The organism is Mesorhizobium zhangyense (assembly GCF_011045115.1).
Lineage (GTDB): Bacteria > Pseudomonadota > Alphaproteobacteria > Rhizobiales > Rhizobiaceae > Mesorhizobium_M > Mesorhizobium_M zhangyense.
Genome location: NZ_JAAKZG010000003.1, coordinates 368,071 through 390,613, shown reverse-complemented (window position 1 = coordinate 390,613; position 22,543 = coordinate 368,071). Strand labels below are relative to the sequence as shown.

Here is a 22,543-nt window from a genome sequence, read left to right as displayed (position 1 = left end):
CAAGTGCTCAGCCTCATGCATCCACGAGTTGTGGGATCGGGCTTAGGCCGTCGGGCGGGGTGCCTCCGCCAAGCAGGTCAGGCCGTATCGACGCGGGAAGAGGGATGCGGTGCACGTTGAGCGTCAGCGCCACCATGCAATAGTAGCCCACCAATGCGGTAAGCTCGACCGTGCCGGCCTCGTCCCAACGCGCCAGAACCGCCTCATAGACTCGGTCGGAGACGGTGCCTGTCGTGAGCATGTCCGCGGCGAAGCGATAGACTTCGCGGTCTTCTTCCTTGATCAGGCGCGGAGCCTTGCCGTCGCGTATGGCGTCGATGATGTCGGCTTCCAGTCCGGCCGCCTCTGCCGCACGGCGATGGATCGTCCATTCGAGTTCGCTGTTCCAGACGCGTGCAGTGACCAGCACCGCCAATTCGGAGAGGCGAGGCGGGAGGCGCGTGCAATAGCGTAGTGTTTCGCCCAGCTTGCTCCACCGTTCGGCAAGCTCCGGATTGTGGAGTGCCGCGCGCAAGGGCCCCACGAGTTCGCCGCGGCGTCCGGTTACGATGCCGTCGAAGACGCGGCGCTGCTCCGGTGTCATGCCGTCGGTGTCGGGAAGGGAAATCCGTGCGCCCGATGTGTTCTGGGTATGCTGGGACATCAGGTCGTTGCTCCGTCGGTCAGGCCCAAAGAGGCAAGGATTTCGTCGGTATGCTGCCCCAGAAGCGGGGGCGGCAGATCGAAGGAAAGGGGTGCTTCGGTGAAGCGCATCGGGCTCACCACCTGCTTGACGGAGCCCGCCAGCGGGTGGGGCAATTCCCTCAGCATTTCGCGGTGCTGCACCTGGGGCTCGTCGAAAACCATCGGGATGGTGTTGATGGGGCCACAAGGAACCTTCGCCGCGCCAAGCTCGGCCAGCCAGTGTTGCAGGGGTTTCTGCGCGAAGCGCTCGCAGATCATCGGATGCAAGGTCGACAGGTTGGTCACGCGGGCGGCGTTAGTCGAGAAGCGTTCGTCGTCGGCCCATTCAGGTGCGCCAAGGACGGTGGCGAAGCGGCGGAACTGTTCGTCATTGCCGACCGCAAGCACGATGTGGCCGTCGGCCACCGCAAAGACGTCCTGCGGCTGGATGTTGGGGTGACGGTTTCCGCCGCGCTTTGGCGTCTTGCCCGAAACCAGGAAGTTCATCGCCTGGTTGGCCAGCATCGCCACCGAGACGTCCAGCATGGAAACGTCGATATAGTCACCTTTGCCGGTCTGGTCGCGATTGGCGAGTGCCGCCAGGACGGCGATCGTCGTGTACATGCCGGTCATGATGTCGATGATCGGGATGCCGACCTTCTGTGGGCCGCCGCCCGGCAGGTCGTCGCGCTCGCCGGTCACGCTCATCAACCCGCCCATGGCCTGGATCATGAAGTCGTAGGCTACGTCCTCACGCTTGGGTCCGGTCGTGCCGAAACCGGTGATGGAGGCATAGATGACGCGCGGGTTCTCTGCCTTGAGATGCTCGTGGCCCAGACCGTAGCGGTCGAGCGTGCCCGACTTGAAATTCTCCAGGACGATGTCGGAGGTCTTGGCGATTTCGCGGATGACCGCCTGACCCCGTTCGGTCGAGATATCCACTTCGACCGAGCGCTTGCCGCGATTGACGGACAGGTAATAGCCCGACTCCTTCGTCGGCTTTCCATCGCTGCCGGTCAGATAGGGCGGGCCCCATTTGCGGGTGTCGTCGCCCTCGCCGGTGCGTTCCACCTTGATGACGTCAGCACCCAGGTCGGCCAGGATCTGACCAGACCAGGGCCCTGCCATGATGCGGCTCAAATCGAGCACGCGGATGTGTGAAAGTGGTCCGGCCAAAGGTCAGTCCTCTCCGAAAGTAAGATTCATGATTGGGCCTTCGTCCGGCCCCTGGTCGTTGACGATGACGGTGGCGGCGACCGACGGGCGGTCGGCTTGCAACTCGCTCCACGCGGTGAGTTTGGGATGAGCGCGTCGCCACTCACTCTGCGAAAAGCGGAAGTCGAGCTGGCCGAGCGCGCAGAGGATGGCGATCTGGCCGATGCCGAATGGCGCGGAGGCGAGCTCGCCGGCTTCATCTTCGAGCCCGGCAAGCGCTGCCCGCACCTTGGCGCGATAGGATGCGATCACTTCTGCATCGCCGCCGTCGGCTCCCAGGCATTCGATACGCCAGAGCAGCAGGTTTTCGGTCAGACCGTCGCCCAGTGCCTGCCAGCGCAGTTGCCTGAGCCTCGGTTTGCCCGCGCGCGGGATCAGGCTTTCGCCATCGGCGGAAAGATTCGAGAGCCAATCACAGATGACCGCGGAATCGAAGATCGGCGGTAGGCCCGGCACCAGAAGCGTTGGAATCTTCCCGAGCGGATTTTCTTTCAGGATGACGGGATTTGGCTCGCCGCGCGGCACCGCGACAGCGCGCACCAGCTCGATCCTGTCCGCCAGCCCGAGTTCGTGGATGACGATCATGACCTTGCGGACGAAAGGTGATTTCGGCGACCAGAGAAGCTTCATGCGGGCGTCCTCATCGCAGCGCCGCTGCGAGCGCGGCGTTGAACTCCGCCGGCTTCTCGAAATTGGGCACGTGGCCGGCATCCGGTAGGGCTTCGAACGCAGCGTCTGCAATCTGCCCGGCTATTGCTTTCATCGTTGCCGGCATGGCGCCATCCTCGGCACCGGCAATCAGCCGAACGGGAATGTCGAGCTGCGGCAACACCGCAGACTGGTCGTACTCCCGCAGGGCGGAGGCGCAGGCCACAAAACCTTCGAGCTGGGTGGCGGCGATCATGTCCTGGAGCCGTTCAGCCTGCTGCGAGTCGTAACGCTTCGGCCGCAGCCAGCGCTTCATTGTCTGCTCGGCAAGTGCCGCCATGCCGTGCTCGCGCGCAAAGGCGATCCGCTCTTCCCAGAAAGCGAGTCCGGTGGCCGCGCTGCGGGCCTGGCCGTCGACGAGAACGAGGCGTTCGAAAAGCTCGGGGCGCGTACCGAAGGCGGCAAGCCCGGTCGGAACGCCCATGGAGAGTCCGACATAGGTGCAGCGCTCGATGCCGACGAAGTCGATCAGCGCCAGCAGATCCTCGGCCAGCGTCGGGATATCGAGAGCCGCCACCGGCACGCCGGATTGGCCATGCCCGCGCTGGTCGTAACGCAGGATGTTCCATGCGCTCGCAAGCGCCGCCACTTGTTCGTCCCAGATCGACAGGTCGGTCATCAGCGAGTTGCCGAACACGAGCCAGGGCGCCGCCGGATCGGCCTTGTCGATCCGGTAGTTCAGCGCCACGCCGTCGCGGACGAAGGTGCCTTCCATGATCAGCGGCCCACCCATACTGGCGGACGCTTCTCGACCACGGCGCGCGTGGCTTCGCGCGCGTCTTCGGTCGCCATCAATGTGGTGGAATAGCTCTGTTCGAGCTGATAGCCGTCCTCGGTCTGCATGAATTCGACCTTGTTGAGGGCTTCTTTCGCCATGCGCAGGCCGATCGGCGCCTTGGCGGCGATGACCTCGGCGAGTGAGCGAGCGGACTTGGCGAGGTCTTCGAAGGGCACGACCTTCTGGATGAAACCGCACTGAAGCGCTTCGGCGGCGCTGATCGGCTGACCGGTGAAATACATCTGACGCAGCAGGCCTTGCGGCAGGTGGCGCATCATGTGTGCAGCACCGCCGCAGCGACCGACATTGATCTCGGGCATGCCGAACCGTGCGTTTTCCGATGCGATGCGGATATCGCAGACCGAGGCCAGCACCGTTCCTGCACCGAGCGCCGGGCCGTTGATGGCGCCGATGACGGGGACGGCGGCATGGCGCACGGCGGCGAAGCAACGGCGCACGATCCTTGCCCGGGCGGGGTCCTGGTCCAGTGTAGCCGCGAGGAATTCGTTGAGGTCCAGCCCGGCGCAAAACGCCTTGCTGCCCGTGGCGGTGAAGATGATGCAGTTGATGTCGGCCCAGTCCTTCGCCGCCTCGAAGGTGTCGGCAATCTCGGCATAGTCGGCGATCGAAATCGCGTTGACCGGCGGACAATCGATGGAGATCGTCGCGATCATGTCGGCCTTTTCGATGATGATTGCCATGGCTGCGTTCCTCGTTTCGGCGTGCGTTGTTATTGCTTGAGAGCGGAGATCAGGGCGTCGACGTCTCCGGCGCGGAATAGCGGGCCTTCGGCGGCAGCGACCTGCGCCAGAACGCTCTTGAGATCGTCATCGGGAAGATTCGCGGACCACCAGACCGGTCCGCCGGTCCAGCGCGGGAAGCCGTAGCCGTGCACCATGGCAACATCGATGTCGGATGGCTTGCGGGCCACGCCTTCCGCGAACAGGAGGGCTACTTCGTTGACCATGGCGCCCAGACAGCGTGCGCAAATCTCTTCATCGCCGATGGTTCGTGGTGTGATGCCTGCCGCCTGCCGCGATGCTGCGATGAAGGCTCCCACAGCGGGATCGGCCTGAGCCTTCCCCGAGGAATAGTCGTAATAGCCGGCCCCTGTCTTGCGTCCGAGCCGTCCTGCCTCGCAGAGGCGGTCGGGAATGTCGACATAGCGTGCCGAGGGATCACGCGTTGCGGCCTGCGCCTTGCGCATACGCCATGCAATATCGAGTGCTGAAAGGTCGGCAACCGCAAACGGTCCCATGGCCATGCCAAAACCGGTCATCGCGCGGTCGACGGCTTCGGGCGTCGCGCCGTCCTGAATCAGGAACTCCGCGTGACGGCGGTAGGCGGCGTAGATGCGGTTGCCGATGAAGCCGTAGGCGTTCTTGGCCACCACCGGCTGCTTGCCGAGCCGCTTTGCCACCGAAAGGGCTGTCGCCAATGTCTCATCACTGGTTGCCGAGGCGCGCACGATCTCCAGAAGCTTCATCACATGGGCGGGCGAGAAAAAGTGCAGTCCGAGCAACCGCTTGAGCTGCGGGAAACCTTCGGCCATCGCGTCGATATCGAGATAGGAGGTGTTGGTCGCAACGATGGTTTCGCGGCTGACGATGGAGCCGAGGCGCGCGAGCAGATCGCGTTTGACGGCCATGTCTTCGAATACCGCCTCGATGACCAGATCGGCGTCCTTGGCCGCATCGAGAGCGGCGATTGCTGTCAAGGCGTGCGCCTGCGCCTGCCTGGCGGCTTCGGAGATGCGGCCGCGCTTGAAATCCTGTTCGCGCAAGCCGGCGATGCGCGCTTCTCCGGCTGTCAGCGACGGTTCATCCCTTTCGATCAGGATCACATGGTAGCCGGAAGACAAAAACGCATGCGCGATGCCGGCACCCATCGTGCCTGCGCCGATCACCGCGATACGCGAAATTTTCGAGCCGCTCGCCGCGGCAGTGTCCAGCCGCGCCGCGTCGCGCTCGGCAAAGAAGAGATGGCGATAGGCGAAGGCCTCGGGCGAGATGCGGATCGCCTGGAAGACGGCGCGTTCCTCGGCCAGCGCTTCGCGGAAAGGCTTTTCGGAAGCGCTGAGGATTAATTGTGCCGCCTGCTGCGCGGCGGGTCGGCCTTTTGCGCGGGCAATGGCCTTGTCATACGCCGCTTTCGCTTCTGCGGGATCGAAAGCTGGAACCGGCATGTCGGCAATGCGGCGCTTGCCGGCTAGTCGGCGAAGCGCTGATATCGTGTCTTCCAGCAGATCGTCCGTGCTTACCACATCGATCATGCTGAGCGACTGCGCTTCCGGGGCGGAAATCCGCCGTGCGGAAAGGATGAGATCGATGGCTACCGGCACGCCCGTCAGGCGCGGCAGCCTTTGTGTACCGCCGGCGCCGGGAACGAGCCCGAGGCTGACTTCGGGAAGCCCCACCACCGCTTTCTCGTCGGCCACGCGCAGGTCGCACCCGAGCGCAAGTTCATAACCGCCGCCGAGGGCCGCGCCGCGAATGGCTGCGGCGACAGGTATGGGCAGTGCTTCAATGGCGTCGATCACCGCCGGAAGTTGCGGATCGGCGAGCGGCTGGCCGAATTCGCGAATGTCCGACCCGCCGATAAAGGTCTTGCCGGCGCCGATGAGAATCACGCCTTTAATTTCGGGTTGGGTGGCAATCTCGGCCAGTGCGGCCACGAGGCCGGAGCGCACGGCATGCGAACCGGCATTGACCGGCGGGTTGTCTATGGTGACAACCGCTATATCCGCATGTCTGGCCCAACCGATCACGATAATTCTCTTGTTATGCTAAAAAGCTAGTTTTATATATTTTACTGATGTTCCGCCTGTCAATCGCTGGGCGGAATGGCTTTGCAGAGGAACAGCCATGACCGACGACGCCGACACCGACGACCTGCGAATCCTGCCGACCCGCGATGGGCAGGTCGGCTACAGGATCGGCGGTGAGGGGCCGCTGGTGCTGCTGATCGCATCCACTGGCCGCTGCTGCGCGGAACTGTGGCCATTGGCCAAAGCCCTGCAAGGGCATGGTTTCCGCGTCGCGCGCGTCGAACCGCGCGGCATTCTGCCGTCCCGCGGACCCATGCGGGACGTGAGCTTCCATGATTTCGCGACGGATTTCGTGACTGTGCTTTCCGCCGAACTCGGAGAGGGCGAACGCGCTATCGTGGCCGGCCATGCCTATGGCACCTGGGTTGCTCGCACGGTTGCTGCGGACCATCCGGATATCGTCGCCGGCGTCGTTCTGCTTGCGTCGGGCGCGAAGCAATGGCCGCAGCATCTGAGTGCGGCGATCACCGCCATCAATGCGGCGGAGACCTCGGATGCCGAGCGTCTCGCTGCCCTGCGTCTGGGCTTCTTCGCCGAAGGTAACGATGCCGGCGAATGGCTTAGCGGCTGGCATCCTGAAGTGGTGGCGAGCCAGCGTGCTGCGCGCGCGCTTACGCCGCAATCGGACTGGTGGGAAACCGGAACTGCGCCCATCCTGGATTTGATGGGCGGCGCTGACCCGTTCCGGCCGACTGGGAGCGAGGACGAACTCGTTCGCGAGTTCGCAGGCCGGGTGACGGCTGAAGCCATTCCCAATGCCAGCCATGCTATGCCGGCGGAAAAGCCACGCGAGGCCGCCGCGACAATCGCGCGCTGGTGGGGCGGTCTCAAGGCTGGGGGCTGACATCGCCGCCACGCCGTTCAGCTGACTTCCAGCCATGTCCGGCGCACCGCGTCGTCGGCCTGGAAGTCGGCAACGCTGCCGGAAAACACGATCTCGCCGCGCCCCATCACAAAGACACGGTCGGTCAGGCGCATGACCATTGCCAGTTTCTGCTCAAGCAGCAGCAGGGCCAGTCCGCGCCGCTTCATTTCGAGAATGACTTCGGCGAGCGCTTCCACCACTTTCGGAGCAAGACCTTCCGTCGGCTCGTCGATGAGCATCACGTCGGGATTGGTCAGCAAGGTGCGGAACAAGGTGAGCATCTGCTGCTCGCCGCCGGAAAGGAAGCCAGCCTTGATATGGCGCCGCTCGCGCAGGCGCGGAAAAACGTCGAGCAGTTCGTCCACGGTCCAGGCGGCGCGGCCAGCCTTTGCCGGCTGAATGCCGATCTTGAAATTTTCCTCGACGCTGAGGTTCTTGAACACCTGCCGGTCTTCCGGGACATAGCCGATGCCGGCGCGCGAAATCTCGTGCGCCGGCAGGCCTGCGAGTTCCTTGCCCTTCAGGGTTACCTGTCCTCTCATCGGCGGCAGCAAGCCCATCACAGCCTTGCAGGTGGAAGAGCGTCCCGAGCCGTTGCGACCGAGGATCGTGGCGATCGAACCGCCGGGAACGGAGAGCGTCACCCCGTTCAGAACCTTGATGTTGCCGTAGGCGGCGTGCAGATCCGTAACATTCAGCATCAGTGCTCTCCGTCACCGAGATAGGCTTCACGCACGCGAGCGTCGGAGCGGATTTCGGAAGGCGTGCCCGTGACCAGGATGCGGCCGTTGACCAGAACAGAAACCCGGTCGGCCAGGTTGAAGACGACATCCATGTCATGCTCGACCATCACCAGCGTGCGGCCTTCGGTAATCCTGCGGATGAAGGTGATGATGTGCGCGGTCTCCTCGCGGGACATGCCGGCGGTCGGCTCGTCGAGCAGGATCACCTCGGCACCGGTGCCGACGGTCATGCAGATTTCTACGGCCCGCTGCTCGGAATATGCCAGGTCGCCGGCGTTGGTTTCCGACTGCGGCGACAGATTGGCGCCGGCGATCAGCGCGTCCGTCTCGCGATCGATCTCGTCCCATACAGCTCCGCGGCGCAGGAAGCTCCAGCGCTTGCCGAAGCGGCCCATGACCGCGAGCCGTATGTTCTCGCGTACGGTCAGCTTGTCGAACACATGCGTGATCTGGAAGGAGCGGCCAAGGCCCGCACGGTTGAGCTTGTGCGGAACCAGCCCGGCAACAGAGGCGCCATTCAGCTGGATGCTGCCGGAGGTTGGTGCGAAAGCTCCCGAGATCAGGTTGAACAGGGTCGATTTGCCCGCGCCGTTCGGACCGATCAGCGCATGCCGCTCGCCCTTGGCGATGTCGAGGTCGATCGCCTCAAGCACGCGGACCATGGCGAAGCTTTTCTGGACGGACGAAAGGCTGAGAGTGGTCGCGCTCATTTTCCTGCCTCGGCTTTTGTAGTGACGAGATCGAGAAGCCGCGGGCGTCTAAGATGCGGTTGGGCAACAACGATCGCGATGCCTGCGCCGAGAGACAGGAGGCCTATGAGCCAGGGCAGCGGCGAAAGCGGATTGAAATCGTAACCAAGCAGCCTGACCGGCGGCCATACGCCCTTCGCAGACGCGATGCTGGCGCGATACTGCTCCGAGCAGATCGTTCCCGTGATCTCGATCAGGAATATCAGGCCGAGGAAGGTGAGGGCGAAAGCAACGATTCCTATCAGGTCGCCTGTGCCGAAAGCTGCCTTCTCGCCAGCCTTCACCGCGCGCGCGCGCTGTGCGATCGCGCCGCCGATTCCCTGTGGCGCGTACATGACGGTCACCACGAAGGCGATGCCGAGATAGAGCATCCAAAAATGGGAAAGGTTTGCGCCGAAATAGGCGAAGCTGGTTGTGAGTGCAGCACCAATGACCGGACCGAGAAATACGCCAGCACCGCCGATCACGGTGTTGAGCACCACGAATGCCGATCCGGAACCCTGGAACAGTACCATCGAGGCGGATTCGTCGGAGATTGCCAGAAGGCCGCCGGCAAGCCCGGAAACGGCTGCGGAAATCGCAAAGACGAGCGTTTTCACGCGATGGGTATCGTAGCCTAGAAACCGCACGCGCAACTCGCGCTCGCGGATGCCGCGCACCACCAGCCCGAAGGGGCTGCGCTGCAGGCCGAACAGGAAGGCCATGACCAGAAGCATCCAGATAAGCGTCAGCCAGTAGACGGAGGTCGTGGACTGGAAGCTGAATGGTCCCCAGTCGGTGCGGATCGAACGAATGCCGGCCTCGCCGCCGAACAATCCTTCCCACTTCAGCGCGATGGCCGAGACGAGTTCGGCGAGCGCCACCGTGATCATCGCGAAATAGACGCCCGAGCGGATCGTGGCGAACCAGCCCGCGACCAGTCCGAAGGCGAAGCCGGCGCCGGCGCCAACCAGTGGCAGCAGCGGCGTGGGAAACCAGCCGCCACGGTCGATGGCGTTCATCATGTAGATCGTCGCAAAAGTGCCGATGCCGTAATAGGCGGCATGGCCGAAGGACGGCAGGCCGGCCTGGCCCCATAGCAGGTTGAAGCCGAGCGCGAAAATCGCAGCGATCATGATCTTGATCACCAGGTTCATGGTGCCGAGATCGCCGAAGATAGGCAGCGCCAGCAGGGCTGCAGCGGCAATGGCGGCGCCGATGTAAAGAACGGTTTTCATCGATCAGGCCCTTTCGTCGCCGGCGATACCCTGGGGACGGAACATCAGCACAAGAAGCATGAGCAGGAACGGCAGCACGCCCGCGGCGCTGGACAGCGGCACATCGAGCGTCGATCGCGCGACCTCGTCGGAGACGAGACCCACTGCGGACAGAATTTGCCCGAAAGTGACGTCGACATAGACGATGGCGCTGACGAGTACTCCGATGAGCAGGGAGGCGATCAGCGCGCCGCCGAGCGAGCCCAACCCACCGACAACGACGACGACAAAGACGATCACGCCCAGCTCCGTCGCCATGTTTGGATTTGTCGTGTAGTAGGCACCGCCCATGGCGCCGGCGAGGCCTGCTAGTCCGGCGCCAACAGCGAACATGGCCGAGAAGATGACGGATACGTTGTAGCCCAGCGCCTGCACCATCGTCGGATTGAGCACGGCTGCACGCACCACCAGCCCGATCCGGGTGAAGCGGAGCAGGCAGAAAATGGCGGCGAACATGACGATGGCCGTCAGGCCGATCAGGACGCGGAAGAACGGATAAGACACCTCGCCGATGTGGAAGGCGGTGAAACGCAATGACTCGGGTACGGAATAGGCCACTGCATAAGGTCCGTAGAACAGCTTGACGACTTCCTCGAAAGCGAAGAACAGGCCGAACGTGAGCAACAGTTCCTGGACATGGCCGAAGCGCCTGACATGACGAAGCAGGTAACGTTCACAAACGAAGCCGATCAGCGCCACGCCGAGCGTGCCGAAGACTACGCCGCCCCAGAAGCCGAACATATGGATGGCCGTGAACGCCAGATAGGCGCCGAGCATGTAGAAAGAGGCATGGGCGAAGTTCAGAATGCCCATCATGCCGAAGATGAGCGTCAGGCCCGAGCTGATCATGAAGAGCAGGAGCCCGTAGATCAGCCCGTTCAGCAGGGCTACAAGGAGCGTTTCCATGGATATGGTCCGGGGTGAAATAAGAGGGGCTCAGGCCCCGTACGGGTGCCTATAGCGCAAAGCGGACGGGAACGAGAGCTCCCATCCGCAGGTTCTTGCGATGGATCAGGGCCGCTTCATCTTGCACTCGGCGCTGACGGGAACCGAGGTTTCCTCGGCGCTCAGCACCTTGACCGGCTTGAAGCCCATATCCGTCCCGTCGATCTTGTCCTTGGCATCCTTGGACACCATGGAGATGACCAGTGGTAGCTGGACCTGATGGTCGTCTGCGCGCATCGAGAGCGTGCCGAGCGGCCAGTCGACCTTTACGGTCTCGAGCGACTTGACCAGATCGTTGACAGCGACCTTGTCAGCCTTGGGCAGTGCTGCGACGGCTGCGCCCAGCATGTTCAGCGTCAGAACGCTGTTGTTCATGAAGGCAACGGGGTCACGGCCGGCTGCGGCATTGAAGGCTGCGCGGTATTTTTCACCAGCCTCTCCGCCTGCTTCGGCGTTGAATATCTGGGCGTCGTAATTGTGAAGGGCGGCTTCACCAGCGGCTGCAAGATTGCCCGGCTCGTCGAGGAACATGCCGGCAAAACGCGCCTTCAGGCCCGACGACGATGCCGCCTGGAGAATAAGCTGGAGATCGCTGCCGCTGCTGGCGGTGAAGATGGTGTTGGGAGCCTCGGAGCGGGCCTTCTCGATGAAGGGCGAGAAGTCCTTGATCTTGAAGACGTCGTGTCGCGTGGTGCCGGCCACCTTGTAGCCGTAGGTCTCGGCATTGTGGGTGGTGGCTGCTTCCATCTCGCGGCCCATCGTATAGTCGGGCTGGAGCGAGTAGACCTTTTCGCCCAGCGAGCCATCCTCCTTCATGACTTTCGCCAGCGCGTTCTGGCGGATGAAGGGCGTGGTCGTGAAATGGAAGGAGTAGAAGCTGCAATCGGCTCCGATGAAGTTGGAGCCTTCGGCGCCAACGATCAGAAGCATTGCCGGGTCTTCGGCGTTGCGCTGGTTCCAGCGCTGGATGTCGGCAAGGTTCTGCGCCGCAAGCGGCGAGGTGCCGGCGCCGACGAAAACGCGCGCGCCGTCTGCAATAGCCTGCTTGAACCGGTCCGCCGCACCTTGCGTGGTTCCGGAATCGTCGTAAACGGTGATGTCGATCTTGTTTCCGGTCTCGCCGGCAGCTTCATTGAAGGGCTGCTGCACGAAATTGATCGTGGGATCGTACATGGCGCCGATAAAGGCCAGCGGCCCGGTCTTCGGCGTCAGAAAGGCTATTTTCACGGGCTCTGCGGCAACTGTACCGATGCCTAGGGCAAGGGTTGATACCGCCGCGGAGATCGCGAGGCGCAAGGATTTCATGGGGTTCCTCCACTGGGTCAAACAAGCCAGGCCGGCTGCGCCGCTGTTTCAGCCGGCAACTACCATCAGCGTGTCCTCAACTTTGCCGACCGGTCTTAGCTCGGCGGCAAGCTATGCAGAGGAAGGCTATATGTCAATAGACTATCTTTTAGATGTAACGGGGCCGTTTTGTCGAAACGACCGGATTTGACCTGGTACCCGGATCGCGATTTGGGGTTGCTCATTTTCTTCCGGCGCACGGCGCTCTATGAGCGCCCCCGCGCTACGAACCAACGGCGATTGTCGAGGTGTTTCTCTATGTGCATCGGGCAACTGATCTGCCGGGGTCGTTATTCCCTTCTGGAACAACGATCTCGCCGGCGAAATAATCTCTCTTACAGCCGGTAATAGCTCGTGAGGGCGGTTTACTTTCGCTATCGATTCATTGTTATATCCGCGTGGATATATCGATTGGGTGACCGTTCGGCCATCCGCGATATGATAGAATTCAAATCCGAACCGGGAGTAGAGATCATGTTCACACGCAGACGTTTTGGACTGGCGCTTGCCGTCAGCGGCCTTGCCGCCATGTTCTTCGCGGCGGCGCCCGCTGCGCAGGCTGCAGACAACGTTACGGTTTTCGCCGCGGCGAGCCTCAAGAACGCGCTCGACAACATCAACACCGCCTGGCAGGCTGATGCCGGCAAGCAGGCGACCATTTCTTATGCATCGAGCTCGGCGCTGGCCAAGCAGATCGAGGAAGGCGCGCCGGCTGATGTGTTCATCTCAGCCGACCTCGACTGGATGAAATATCTCTCCGACAAGAAACTGACCAAGCCCGACACCGAGCTGAAACTGCTCGGCAACCGCATCGTGCTGGTCGCGCCTAAAGATTCCACTGCCGAGGCAACCATCGCTCCGAACTTCGATCTCGCCGCACTCCTCGGCGATAGCAAGCTCGCCATGGGCGATGTGAAGGCCGTTCCTGCCGGCAAATACGGCAAGGCCGCACTTGAAAAGCTTGACGTCTGGGCCTCGGTCGAAGGCAAGGTCGCGCAGGCGGAAAATGTGCGCGCAGCGCTCAAGCTGGTCTCGACCGGCGAGGCCGCACTCGGCATCGTCTACGCAACGGATGCCGTTGCCGAGCCTGACGTGAAGGTCGTCGGAACATTCCCGGAAGACTCGCACGCGCCGATCGTCTATCCCGTTGGGCTGATAGCGGAATCGAAGAATGCGGACGCCGAGGGCTTCGTGAAATATCTCCAGTCGGCCAAGGCCAAGGAGCTGTTCGAAGCGCAGGGTTTTACCTTCCTCGCACCGGTCGCATCGAACTAAAGGGCTCTTCGTAAAGCATGGAATGGCTGGACCTCAGTCCCGAAGAATGGAATGCGGTCCGGCTGTCCATCAAGGTCGCCACCTGGGCCATGGTGGCGAGCCTGCCACCCGGGCTCCTGATCGCGCTGCTTCTGGCGCGCGGTAAATTCTGGGGCAAGTCGATCGTCAACGGCATCGTCCATCTGCCGTTGATCCTGCCGCCGGTGGTCACGGGCTATTTGCTGCTTTTGACCTTCGGGCGCCGCGGCCCGGCTGGCGCCTTTCTGGCCGAGCATTTCGGCATCGTCTTTTCCTTCCGCTGGACAGGTGCGGCACTTGCCTGCGCCATCATGGGCTTTCCGCTGATGGTGCGTGCCATTCGTCTTTCGATCGAGGCGGTCGATCGCAGGCTCGAGGCGGCGGCGGGTACGCTGGGCGCAAATCCAATCTGGGTTTTCCTGACGATCACGCTGCCGTTGACGCTGCCGGGGGTTATCGCCGGCATGATCCTCTCCTTCGCCAAGGCAATGGGCGAGTTCGGCGCGACGATTACCTTTGTCTCCAACATTCCCGGCGAGACGCAAACGCTGCCTTCCGCAATCTACACCTTCACACAGGTTCCTGGCGGCGATGCCGGCGCGCTGCGCCTGACGCTGGTTTCCATCGTTATCTCCATGGCCGCGCTGATCGCTTCCGAAGCGTTGTCGCGCCGGCTTGGCCGCAGGATGGACCTCGAATGACGGTCGCGGTCGACATCAAGAATCGCCTTGGCGATTTCTCGCTGGAAGCGCGCTTCGAAAGTGCCGGGCGATTGACGGCGCTGTTCGGACCGTCGGGCTCCGGCAAGACCTCTCTCGTGAACCTGATCGGCGGGCTTTTGCGTCCCGACCAGGGGCGCATTGCGGCCGAGGGGAGGGTTTTCGTCGATACGCAGGCGGGCGTGTTCGTGCCCAAGCACAAGCGGCGCATCGGCTATGTCTTTCAGGAGCCGCGGCTTTTTCCGCATCTCAATGTACGCAGCAATTTGTCCTATGGCCGCTGGTTCACGCCAAAGGGCGAGCGGCATGATGATATGGGCCGCGTGGTGGAATTGCTCGGCATCGGGCATCTGCTCGACCGGCGACCGAGCCATCTTTCGGGCGGCGAGAAGCAGCGCGTTGCAATCGGACGGGCGCTGCTGGCAAGCCCCAGGCTGCTTTTGATGGACGAGCCGCTGGCCGCCCTCGACGACGCGCGCAAGGCCGAGATCATGCCCTATATCGAGCGGCTGCGCGACGAGACGAAAACGCCGATCGTCTATGTTACCCACTCGATTGCCGAGGTGGCACGGCTGGCAAGCGATGTCGTCGTCATGGCAGGCGGCAAGGTGGCAGCGCACGGTCCTACTGCGGAAATCATGCAGCGTCTCGACCTGCTGTCGGAGGAAGAGATCGGCGAGGGCGGCTCTGTGGTCGATATGACCGTGTCTGCCCATGATGAAAGCTTCGGCATGTCGGTGCTGCATTCGGCTGCGGGCGAGGTTCGCGTTTCGGGGCTCGGGACGCCCGTCGGCGCGTCGGTTCGGGTTCGGATAAGGGCGCGAGACGTGATCATCGCGACCGAGCGGCCTCGCGGTCTCAGCGCGTTGAACATCCTGTCGGGCAAGATCGCCAGTATAAGCTCGGGCAACGGCACGCTGGCGGATGTGCTGATCGATTGCAGCGGCCAGATCATTCTGGCGCGCATCACCCGGCAGTCGTGTCACGCTCTGGCGCTTGAGCCTGGCAAGCCGGTCTTTGCCGTGGTGAAAACGGTCAGTTTCGATCGGGCGAATACGATGTCCGGTGTCAAGCCCGGGTGAAATTCTGGGAATCGGCTATGTTCGCAATGACATAGCGATACGGGCAGGCTAGAACATTGCAAGTGACGGCGCGCGACGCGCGTGAGCATCAGGAACGAAGACCATGCCATCGCTCAGCCTGCGGATAAACCTTGATCCCGACGGCCGTATCGGACCCGGCAAGATCGAACTGCTGGAACAGATCGCCGCCTTCGGATCGATCTCGGCAGCCGCGCGCGGCATGAAGATGTCCTACAAGCACGCCTGGGATCTGGTCGAGGAGATGAACAAGCTGTTCGGCAAGCCGGTCGTCTCGGCGCAGACCGGCGGAAAACGCGGCGGCGGTGCGCAACTGACACCTGTCGGGCTTGCAGTGGTGAGCCGCTTCCGCGCCATCGAGCGCGCCGCAACCGCTGCCGCCCAGCAGCATATGGTCGCCCTGCAAGCTGAAATCGAGGCCGGCTGACCGCGCTCGGGCGCGCGCCGGTTCCAATCCGCGATTCTCGTCGAGCATATTGATTTCGCACCCCTAGGGCCAATGTTGCCCACAGGCGCGGGCAGAGGTTTGTTTTCCTCTCTTCGTCAGCTATTCATTCCGTCAGGCGTTCCAGCGGATGCCTGCGGGAGGTGAACGGTGAGCGTAGAGGCAACGCGAAAACTGTCGGATGTGAAGCGCGACCCGGAGTTCGGGCCGTGGCTGGCGCAGGCGTCGATCCTGATCGTCGATGACGAGCCGGGCATGCGCAACTTTCTGGCCCGCACCATCGGCCCCCGCTGCAAGCGCCTGGAAGAGGCGGCCAACACTGACGAGGCGTCGAAAAAGCTCGACGCGCATCATTTCGATGTCGTCATCCTCGACAACATCATGCCGGGCAAGAACGGCGTCGACTGGCTGGCCGAGCAACGCGCTATCGGCTTCTTCGCCGATGCGATCCTGATGACGGCCTTCGCCGATCTCGAAACCGCTATCCAGGCGCTGCGGGCAGGCGCGGTGGATTTCGTGCTGAAGCCGTTCCGCTCGAACCAGATACTCAATGCGGTGGCGCGCTGCCTCGACCGGGTGCGGCTGCAGCGCGAAAACAACGTGCTGCGCTATGAGCTGCGCTCGGCTTCCGACCACATGCTGCTGCGCGACAAGCTGATCGGCGAGTCGCCGGCAATCGCGCGGGTGCGCGACACCATCGCCCGCGTCGCGCCGCTGCCGACCTCCGTGCTGCTCACCGGCCAGTCCGGCACCGGCAAGGAGGTTGCGGCGCGCTCGCTGCATTCGCTCTCCGACCGGGCCGACAAGCCTTTCGTGCCGGTGAATTGCGCAGCCATTGCCCCGGATATGATCGAGAGCGAACTGTTCGGGCACCTGAAGGGCGCCTTCACCAGCGCGGAGACGGCGCGCGAAGGCCTGTTCATGCATGCGCAGGGCGGGACGCTGTTCCTCGATGAGATAGGCGAGATGCCGCTGGCCACGCAAAGCAAGCTGTTGCGCGTGATCGAGGATCGCCGCGTGCGCCCCGTGGGCGCCGAGCGCGAGGTGCCCGTCGATCTGCGCTTCATCTTCGCGACCAATGCCGACCTTGAAAAAGAGGTCGAGAAAGGCCGCTTCCGCCCCGACCTGTTCTACCGCATCAATGTGATGCAGCTGCATCTGCCGCCGCTGCGCGACCGGGGCGACGATGTGCAGGATCTGGCGACGCTGTTCATGCGCAAGCTTTCGCAACAACTCGGTATGCCGCCGGTGCCGATCGATGCGTCGGTGCGAACGGCACTCGGGCGCTACGATTGGCCGGGAAACGTGCGCGAGTTGCGCAACCTGATCGAGCGCTCGCTGATCCTTGGCAGCTTTCCGCAGGATTTCCGCGGCCAGCGAAGCGCCCATGCGGGAATATCGAACGAGACGCTGGAAGAGGTCGAGCGGCGTCATATCCTCGGCGTGCTGGAGGAAACCGGCGGCAACCGCGACGAGGCGGCGCGCAAGCTGGGCATCTCGCGCAAGACCATCGACCGCAAATGCGCGCTGTGGAATGCCTGAGGCGGAAGGAGCCTTCGCAAGGTTGCGGCCGGGGCGTTCGGTCCGCTTCCGGCTTTTGGCGATCGCACTTCTGCCGACGCTGGTCATCTTGCCGCTGCTGCTTGGCGTCACCATCATTCGTTGGAACGCGAAGTTCGATGCGCTGCTGATCTCCAAGGTCAATGGCGACCTGACCATCGCCCATCAATATCTGTCGCGCATCCTGGAAAATACCGGCGAACAAATTCATGCGCTGGGTGCCTCTGCGCGGTTTCGCGATATCGCCGGGGAGAACGACCGGACGGCGCTGTCGCAGTTTCTCGAAGAGCAGCGAACCGCGCTGGGGCTGGATTTTCTGTTCCTTGTCGAAGGCGCGAGCGACGTTTCCGCTTCCGCGCCGCCGCTCGCTGCTTCGTTGAAAATGGATTGGCCGGTCGTGAAGGCGGCGCTGGCGGGTGCGGACTCCACTGCGATCGATATCTTCCAGAACGAGGATCTCGCGGCAATCTCGCCGGCGCTTGCCCAGCGGGCCAATCTGGAATTGGTGTCGACGCCCAACGCCGTCCCCACCGAGCGCAACACCGAGACGCGGGGCATGGTCGTGCATTCGGCAAGCCCGGTTGCGTTGCGCGACGGTCGTGCGGCAGCCCTTGTCGGCGGCACGCTGCTCAACCAGAACCTCGTCTTCATCGATACGATCAACGACCTCGTCTATCGCGAGGCGAGCCTTCCCGAAGGCAGTCAGGGCACGGCCACGCTGTTTCTCGACGACGTCCGCATCAGCACCAATGTCCGCCTGTTCGAAAACAAGCGGGCACTCGGCACGCGCGTGTCGGCCGCCGTGCGTTCGGCTGTGCTGGGGCGCGGGCAAACCTGGCTCGACAGCGCCTTTGTCGTCAATGACTGGTACATTTCCGCTTATGAGCCGATCACCGACAGCTTCGGCAAGCGCGTCGGCATGCTCTATGTTGGCTTCCTCGAAAAGCCGTTCACCGCCGCCAAATACCAGACACTTGCCACGATCGTGCTGGCCTTTCTGGCGATAACGGCGGCCAGCGTGCCGATTTTCCTGCGCTGGGCCAGCGGTATCTTCAAGCCGCTGGAGCGGATGACCGACACGATTGCGGAGGTGGAAGGCGGCGACCTCGGCGCGCGAACGGGCATAACCGGCGTAAACGACGAGATCGGGCATGTCGCGCTGCATCTCGACGATCTGCTCGACCGGGTACAGCAGCGCGAGCGCGAGCTTCGCGAATGGAACGAGGAATTGAACAATCGCGTCGAGGAGCGCACGCGCGAGCTTCGCGTCGCCAACCAGCAGCTTGAAGCGACGACCAAGCAGCTGATCATGTCGGAAAAGCTGGCGGCGATCGGCGAGATCACCGCCGGCGTCGCCCATGAGATCAACAACCCCATCGCCGTCATCCAGGGCAATCTGGAAGTGGTCCGCAATATCGTCGGCGACAAGGCAGAAGCGGCGCGAACCGAATTCCGGCTGATCGACGAGCAGGTGCACCGCATCAGCCAGATCGTGACCAAGCTGCTGCAATTCGCCAAGCCCGAGGAATATGCCGGCTATGTCGAGCGACATGCGCCGGCGACGGTCATTTCCGACTGCCTGCCGCTGGTCCAGCACCTGCTCGCCAAGGCGAATATCGCCGTGGTGAGGGATGACGCCGCCACGCGTCTCGTCCTGATGAACCGCACCGAGCTGCAGCAGGTGATCGTCAATCTCGTCGTCAACGCGATCCACGCCATGCCTGACGGCGGAAAGCTGACCATCCGCAGTTTCGACCAGGATTTCGATCGCAGGGCCGGGCTGACAATCGAAGTGGCGGATACGGGCGTCGGCATGTCGCCTGAACTGGTGCAGAAGGTGTTCGACCCGTTCTTCACCACCAAGCGCCAGCAGGGAACCGGGCTCGGCCTGCCGATCAGCCAGACGCTGGTCACGCGACAGGGCGGCAAGATTTCGGTCGTCAGCACGTCGGGAAAAGGGACGACGTTCAGCATCTGGCTTCCCCAGGCCGAGTGACGGACATTTTGTCCTGACAACATGGACAAGCTGTCCATAGAAGTTCCCGATCAATCGATAAGTATTTGGAATCAAACGCCCGGCCAACTGGCACGGGTGTTGCCTAACTATTGTCGCAACCGAAGGGGAGGTCGGCCGTGCACATGCCCGTAAAAACGCTCGGCACCCAAAACAAAGCAGAAACGCAATGAACGACCGCCAAAGGGGATTTGGCGGTACGGAGGAGATTTCATGTCCACATCGACAGACACATTTACCGGCAGCCCGGGAGGGATCGGCATCCTCGATCGCGAGAGGATCGTCGCAAAACCCGGCTTCAACCGGTGGCTAGTGCCGCCGGCGGCCCTCGCCATCCATCTTTGCATCGGCATGGCATACGGCTTCAGCGTGTTCTGGCTGCCGCTTTCGCGCGCCATCGGCATCGATCAGCCTGTGGCCTGCGCCGACCTGACGCTGGTTTCTTCGCTGTTCACGACAAGCTGTGACTGGCGCGTCGCCGATCTCGGCTGGATCTACACGCTGTTCTTCGTGCTTCTCGGCTGCTCGGCGGCAATCTGGGGCGGCTGGCTGGAGCGGGCCGGCCCCCGCAAGGCGGGCGTCGTTTCGGCGCTCTGCTGGTGCGGCGGCATGGTGATCGCGGCCTTCGGCGTCATGACCCACCAGCTTTGGGTGATGTGGCTCGGCGCCGGCGTCATTGGCGGTATCGGCCTCGGCCTGGGTTACATCTCGCCGGTGTCGACGCTGATCAAATGGTTCCCCGACCGGCGCGGCATGGCGACGGGCATGGCCATCATGGGCTTCGGCGGCGGCGCCATGATCGGCGCGCCGCTGGCCGACATGCTGATGAACACCTTCAAGACCTCCACCTCCGTTGGTGTCTGGCAGACCTTCCTTGTCATGGCCGCGATCTACTTCGTGTTCATGATGTGCGGTGCTTTCGGCTATCGCATCCCGCCGGCGGGCTGGCGGCCGGAAGGCTGGACGCCGCCGGCTGCAGCGCAGACGGGCATGATCACCACGCGGCACGTTCATCTGCGCGATGCGCACAAGACCAAGCAGTTCTGGCTGATCTGGGCGGTGCTGTGCCTCAACGTCTCGGCGGGTATCGGCGTGCTCGGCATGGCCTCGCCGATGCTGCAAGAAATCTTCGGTGGCCGGCTGCTCGGCCAGCCGGAGCTGGGCTTCACGCAGCTTGATCCCTCGCAGAAGACGGCGATTGCGGCAATTGCGGCAGGCTTTGCGGGTCTGCTTTCGCTGTTCAACATCGGCGGGCGGTTCTTCTGGGCGTCGCTCTCCGACAAGATCGGCCGCAAGAACACCTATTATGCGTTCTTCCTGATCGGCATCGTGCTTTATGCGCTTGCGCCAACCGCCGCGCATATGGGCAGCCAGGTCGCCTTCGTGCTGATGTTCGGCATCATCCTGTCCATGTATGGCGGCGGTTTCGCCACCATTCCCGCCTATCTCGCCGACATATTCGGAACTCAGTTCGTCGGCGCGATCCATGGCCGCCTGCTGACGGCCTGGGCGACGGCGGGCATCATCGGCCCGGTCGTGGTCAACTATATCCGCGAGTTCCAGATCAACGCCGGCATCCCGCGCGAGCAGGTCTACAATTTCACCATGTACATCCTGGCGGGCATGCTGGTTCTCGGCCTGATCGCTAACATGCTGGTGAAGCCGCTTTCCGACAAATGGTTCATGTCGGAAGCGGAGGTGGCCAAGTTGCAGGCGAAATCTGCCGCCGCGCAGGCGGGGCCGACCGGCTCCTTCGGTATCGGCAAGGGCGGCCTCGACGCCAAGGCGGCATTGGCCTGGCTGGCGGTCGGCATTCCGATCCTGTGGGGCGTGTGGGTCACGCTGCAAAAGACGGCGGTGCTGTTCGGGTAGTTTGAGAAAGGCTCTGCGGTTCTATCGCCGCAGAGCCATCCCGTTTCAAATATGCAGTGCGTGGCCGAGCGCCTTGAGCGCTGCTTCCTGAAAGCCTTCGCCCTGCGTCGGGTGGGCGTGGATGGTGCCGGCGATGTCTTCCAGCCGCGCGCCCATTTCGATAGCCAGCCCGAAGGCAGTCGATAGCTCGGATACACCGTGCCCGACTGCCTGGATGCCGAGCACCAGATGATTGTCGGCGCGGGCTACGACGCGGACGAAGCCCTCCTCGCCGAGCATGGTCATGGCGCGGCCGTTGGCGGCGAAGGGGAACTGGCCGATCTTGATCTCGCGGCCTTGCGCGCGCGCTTCCTCCGGCGAGAGGCCGGCGGTGACGATTTCGGGGTCGGTGAAGCAGACGGCGGGAATGCAGCGCTTGTCCCATGAGCGCTTGTTGCCGGCGACGATCTCGGCCACCATTTCACCCTGCGCCATGGCCCGATGCGCCAGCATCGGCTCGCCGGTGACGTCGCCGATGGCATAGACGCCTCGCATGGAGGTGCGGCACTGGTCGTCGATGCGCAGGAATTTGCCGGCGCGGTCGAGGTCGATTTCTTCCAGCCCCCAGCCTTCCATGACCGGCTTGCGCCCGACCGTGACGAGGATTTTGTCGGCGGATAGTTTCTGCTCCTCGCTGCCTGAAGTCTCGATGACGAGCGCATCGCCTTTTGACGAAAGGCCCTTGGCCTTTGCGCCCGTCAGCACGGTGACGCCGAGTTCGCCGAGGCGTTTTGAAACTGGGCGCGTCAGCTCGGAATCATATTGCGGCAGGATGCGGGCTTCGGCCTCGACCACCGTGACCTTCGAGCCGAGCTTGGCGAAGGCAATGCCGAGCTCCAGCCCGATATACCCGCCGCCGACCACGACCAGTCTTTCCGGCAGCTTGGTCAGAGCGAGCGCGTCGGTGGAGGAAATGACCGGGCCGCCGAAGGGCAGGAACGGCAGTTCGACCGGGGCCGAACCCGTCGCGATCACCACCGTCTCGGCGCGGATGATCTGCGTGCCGGTTTCGGTCTCGACCTCGACCGTCTTGCCGTCGCGGAATTTCGCGCGGCCATGCACGATCTTGACCTTGGCCTTCTTCAACAGGCCCGTGACGCCGCTATTCAGCCGGCCGACGATGCCGTTCTTCCAGGCGATGGTCTTGGCGAGATCGAGTTTTGGCGCTTCGACCGAAATGCCGAGCGGGCTTTTGGCGCCCGCCATATGCGAGACCTTCTCGAATTCCTCGGCGGCGTGGATCAGCGCCTTGGAGGGGATGCAGCCGACATTGAGGCAGGTGCCGCCGGGTTTTTCCGCTTCCACGATGACCGTATCGACGCCGAGCTGGCCGGCGCGGATGGCGCAGACATAGCCGCCCGGACCCGCGCCGATGACCAGAAGCTTGCAGGAAATGTCTTTCATCGGC

Annotated in this window: 20 protein-coding genes; 8 read left to right on the top strand and 12 right to left on the bottom strand. The window is 63.0% G+C overall.

Annotation, left to right across the window (positions count from 1 at the left end):
- Nucleotides 1-13 precede the first annotated feature (13 nt).
- Genes G6N74_RS08665 through G6N74_RS30685 form a run of 6 tightly spaced genes read right to left on the bottom strand, consistent with a single transcriptional unit; the run spans nt 14 to nt 6,131 of the window.
- Nucleotides 14-643, bottom strand: coding sequence for a carboxymuconolactone decarboxylase family protein (locus G6N74_RS08665; RefSeq protein ID WP_205826577.1), 630 nt, complete (start codon nt 641-643; stop codon nt 14-16).
- Complete coding sequence (locus tag G6N74_RS08660; RefSeq protein WP_165116352.1) at nt 643-1,839, bottom strand: CaiB/BaiF CoA transferase family protein; 1,197 nt, start codon at nt 1,837-1,839, stop codon at nt 643-645. The genes G6N74_RS08665 and G6N74_RS08660 overlap by 1 nt, the downstream gene beginning before the upstream one ends.
- A 3-nt stretch (nt 1,840-1,842) precedes the next feature.
- A complete protein-coding gene (locus G6N74_RS08655) occupies nt 1,843-2,508 on the bottom strand; it encodes a glutathione S-transferase family protein (RefSeq protein ID WP_165116350.1) in 666 nt (221 codons plus the stop codon).
- Between the two features lie 10 nt (nt 2,509-2,518).
- On the bottom strand, nt 2,519-3,319 hold the full coding sequence (locus G6N74_RS08650; protein ID WP_165116348.1) for an alpha/beta fold hydrolase: 801 nt from the start codon (nt 3,317-3,319) through the stop codon (nt 2,519-2,521).
- Nucleotides 3,304-4,065, bottom strand: coding sequence for an enoyl-CoA hydratase-related protein (locus G6N74_RS08645; protein ID WP_165116346.1), 762 nt, complete (start codon nt 4,063-4,065; stop codon nt 3,304-3,306). Before G6N74_RS08645 ends, G6N74_RS08650 begins: the two co-directional genes overlap by 16 nt.
- 29 nt (nt 4,066-4,094) lie before the next feature.
- A complete protein-coding gene (locus G6N74_RS30685) occupies nt 4,095-6,131 on the bottom strand; it encodes a 3-hydroxyacyl-CoA dehydrogenase NAD-binding domain-containing protein (protein WP_312857850.1) in 2,037 nt (678 codons plus the stop codon).
- 97 nt (nt 6,132-6,228) lie between these two features.
- On the opposite strand from G6N74_RS30685, the gene G6N74_RS08635 reads away from it, so the two are divergent.
- Nucleotides 6,229-7,035: an alpha/beta fold hydrolase gene (locus tag G6N74_RS08635; RefSeq protein WP_165116344.1), complete on the top strand. Its 807-nt coding sequence runs from the start codon at nt 6,229-6,231 to the stop codon at nt 7,033-7,035.
- Between the two features lie 17 nt (nt 7,036-7,052).
- Here G6N74_RS08635 and G6N74_RS08630 read toward each other — a convergent pair whose 3' ends face one another.
- From G6N74_RS08630 to G6N74_RS08610, 5 genes are all read right to left on the bottom strand, one after another.
- Nucleotides 7,053-7,757, bottom strand: a complete 705-nt coding sequence (locus G6N74_RS08630) for an ABC transporter ATP-binding protein (protein ID WP_091913044.1) — start codon at nt 7,755-7,757, stop codon at nt 7,053-7,055.
- Nucleotides 7,757-8,509: an ABC transporter ATP-binding protein gene (locus G6N74_RS08625; protein WP_165116342.1), complete on the bottom strand. Its 753-nt coding sequence runs from the start codon at nt 8,507-8,509 to the stop codon at nt 7,757-7,759. Before G6N74_RS08625 ends, G6N74_RS08630 begins: the two co-directional genes overlap by 1 nt.
- A complete protein-coding gene (locus tag G6N74_RS08620) occupies nt 8,506-9,765 on the bottom strand; it encodes a branched-chain amino acid ABC transporter permease (RefSeq protein WP_165116340.1) in 1,260 nt (419 codons plus the stop codon). Before G6N74_RS08620 ends, G6N74_RS08625 begins: the two co-directional genes overlap by 4 nt.
- A 3-nt stretch (nt 9,766-9,768) precedes the next feature.
- Nucleotides 9,769-10,710, bottom strand: a complete 942-nt coding sequence (locus G6N74_RS08615; RefSeq protein WP_165116338.1) for a branched-chain amino acid ABC transporter permease — start codon at nt 10,708-10,710, stop codon at nt 9,769-9,771.
- A 105-nt stretch (nt 10,711-10,815) separates the two neighbouring features.
- Entirely contained in the window at nt 10,816-12,054 is a 1,239-nt protein-coding gene (locus G6N74_RS08610) for a branched-chain amino acid ABC transporter substrate-binding protein (RefSeq protein ID WP_165116336.1), read from the bottom strand.
- A 513-nt stretch (nt 12,055-12,567) separates the two neighbouring features.
- On the opposite strand from G6N74_RS08610, the gene modA reads away from it, so the two are divergent.
- The 7 genes from modA to G6N74_RS08575 all read left to right on the top strand — a co-directional run bounded on the left by modA (nt 12,568) and on the right by G6N74_RS08575 (nt 21,096).
- Nucleotides 12,568-13,368, top strand: coding sequence for a molybdate ABC transporter substrate-binding protein (modA, locus tag G6N74_RS08605; protein ID WP_165116334.1), 801 nt, complete (start codon nt 12,568-12,570; stop codon nt 13,366-13,368).
- Nucleotides 13,369-13,385: 17 nt separating this feature from the next.
- Nucleotides 13,386-14,087 carry a molybdate ABC transporter permease subunit gene (gene modB / locus G6N74_RS08600; protein ID WP_165116332.1) on the top strand — a complete coding sequence of 234 codons (702 nt, stop codon included), beginning with the start codon at nt 13,386-13,388 and terminating at the stop codon, nt 14,085-14,087.
- A complete protein-coding gene (gene modC, locus G6N74_RS08595) occupies nt 14,084-15,187 on the top strand; it encodes a molybdenum ABC transporter ATP-binding protein (RefSeq protein WP_165116330.1) in 1,104 nt (367 codons plus the stop codon). The genes modB and modC overlap by 4 nt, the downstream gene beginning before the upstream one ends.
- 103 nt (nt 15,188-15,290) lie before the next feature.
- Nucleotides 15,291-15,632, top strand: coding sequence for a winged helix-turn-helix domain-containing protein (locus tag G6N74_RS08590; protein ID WP_091913021.1), 342 nt, complete (start codon nt 15,291-15,293; stop codon nt 15,630-15,632).
- Between the two features lie 168 nt (nt 15,633-15,800).
- Nucleotides 15,801-17,192: a sigma-54-dependent transcriptional regulator gene (locus G6N74_RS08585; protein ID WP_376767690.1), complete on the top strand. Its 1,392-nt coding sequence runs from the start codon at nt 15,801-15,803 to the stop codon at nt 17,190-17,192.
- Complete coding sequence (locus tag G6N74_RS08580; RefSeq protein ID WP_165116328.1) at nt 17,185-19,206, top strand: sensor histidine kinase; 2,022 nt, start codon at nt 17,185-17,187, stop codon at nt 19,204-19,206. The genes G6N74_RS08585 and G6N74_RS08580 overlap by 8 nt, the downstream gene beginning before the upstream one ends.
- 231 nt (nt 19,207-19,437) lie before the next feature.
- Nucleotides 19,438-21,096 (top strand): OFA family MFS transporter, encoded by a 1,659-nt coding sequence (locus tag G6N74_RS08575; protein ID WP_165116326.1) that lies wholly within the window; start codon nt 19,438-19,440, stop codon nt 21,094-21,096.
- 45 nt (nt 21,097-21,141) lie between these two features.
- Here G6N74_RS08575 and lpdA read toward each other — a convergent pair whose 3' ends face one another.
- On the bottom strand, nt 21,142-22,539 hold the full coding sequence (gene lpdA, locus G6N74_RS08570) for a dihydrolipoyl dehydrogenase (RefSeq protein WP_165116324.1): 1,398 nt from the start codon (nt 22,537-22,539) through the stop codon (nt 21,142-21,144).
- Nucleotides 22,540-22,543 lie beyond the last annotated feature (4 nt).

Bases quoted from the DNA above. Each gene is read 5' to 3' on its own strand.
- G6N74_RS08575 (WP_165116326.1), top strand. From the start codon at position 19,438: ATGTCCACATCGACAGACACATTTACCGGCAGCCCGGGAGGGATCGGC.
- G6N74_RS08645 (WP_165116346.1), bottom strand. From the start codon at position 4,065: ATGGCAATCATCATCGAAAAGGCCGACATGATCGCGACGATCTCCATC.
- G6N74_RS08655 (WP_165116350.1), bottom strand. From the start codon at position 2,508: ATGAAGCTTCTCTGGTCGCCGAAATCACCTTTCGTCCGCAAGGTCATG.
- G6N74_RS08630 (WP_091913044.1), bottom strand. From the start codon at position 7,757: ATGCTGAATGTTACGGATCTGCACGCCGCCTACGGCAACATCAAGGTT.
- G6N74_RS08650 (WP_165116348.1), bottom strand. From the start codon at position 3,319: ATGGGTGGGCCGCTGATCATGGAAGGCACCTTCGTCCGCGACGGCGTG.
- lpdA (WP_165116324.1), bottom strand. From the start codon at position 22,539: ATGAAAGACATTTCCTGCAAGCTTCTGGTCATCGGCGCGGGTCCGGGC.
- G6N74_RS08590 (WP_091913021.1), top strand. From the start codon at position 15,291: ATGCCATCGCTCAGCCTGCGGATAAACCTTGATCCCGACGGCCGTATC.
- modA (WP_165116334.1), top strand. From the start codon at position 12,568: ATGTTCACACGCAGACGTTTTGGACTGGCGCTTGCCGTCAGCGGCCTT.
- G6N74_RS08665 (WP_205826577.1), bottom strand. From the start codon at position 643: ATGTCCCAGCATACCCAGAACACATCGGGCGCACGGATTTCCCTTCCC.
- modB (WP_165116332.1), top strand. From the start codon at position 13,386: ATGGAATGGCTGGACCTCAGTCCCGAAGAATGGAATGCGGTCCGGCTG.
- G6N74_RS08580 (WP_165116328.1), top strand. From the start codon at position 17,185: ATGCCTGAGGCGGAAGGAGCCTTCGCAAGGTTGCGGCCGGGGCGTTCG.
- G6N74_RS08620 (WP_165116340.1), bottom strand. From the start codon at position 9,765: ATGAAAACCGTTCTTTACATCGGCGCCGCCATTGCCGCTGCAGCCCTG.
- modC (WP_165116330.1), top strand. From the start codon at position 14,084: ATGACGGTCGCGGTCGACATCAAGAATCGCCTTGGCGATTTCTCGCTG.
- G6N74_RS08635 (WP_165116344.1), top strand. From the start codon at position 6,229: ATGACCGACGACGCCGACACCGACGACCTGCGAATCCTGCCGACCCGC.
- G6N74_RS08625 (WP_165116342.1), bottom strand. From the start codon at position 8,509: ATGAGCGCGACCACTCTCAGCCTTTCGTCCGTCCAGAAAAGCTTCGCC.
- G6N74_RS08610 (WP_165116336.1), bottom strand. From the start codon at position 12,054: ATGAAATCCTTGCGCCTCGCGATCTCCGCGGCGGTATCAACCCTTGCC.
- G6N74_RS08615 (WP_165116338.1), bottom strand. From the start codon at position 10,710: ATGGAAACGCTCCTTGTAGCCCTGCTGAACGGGCTGATCTACGGGCTC.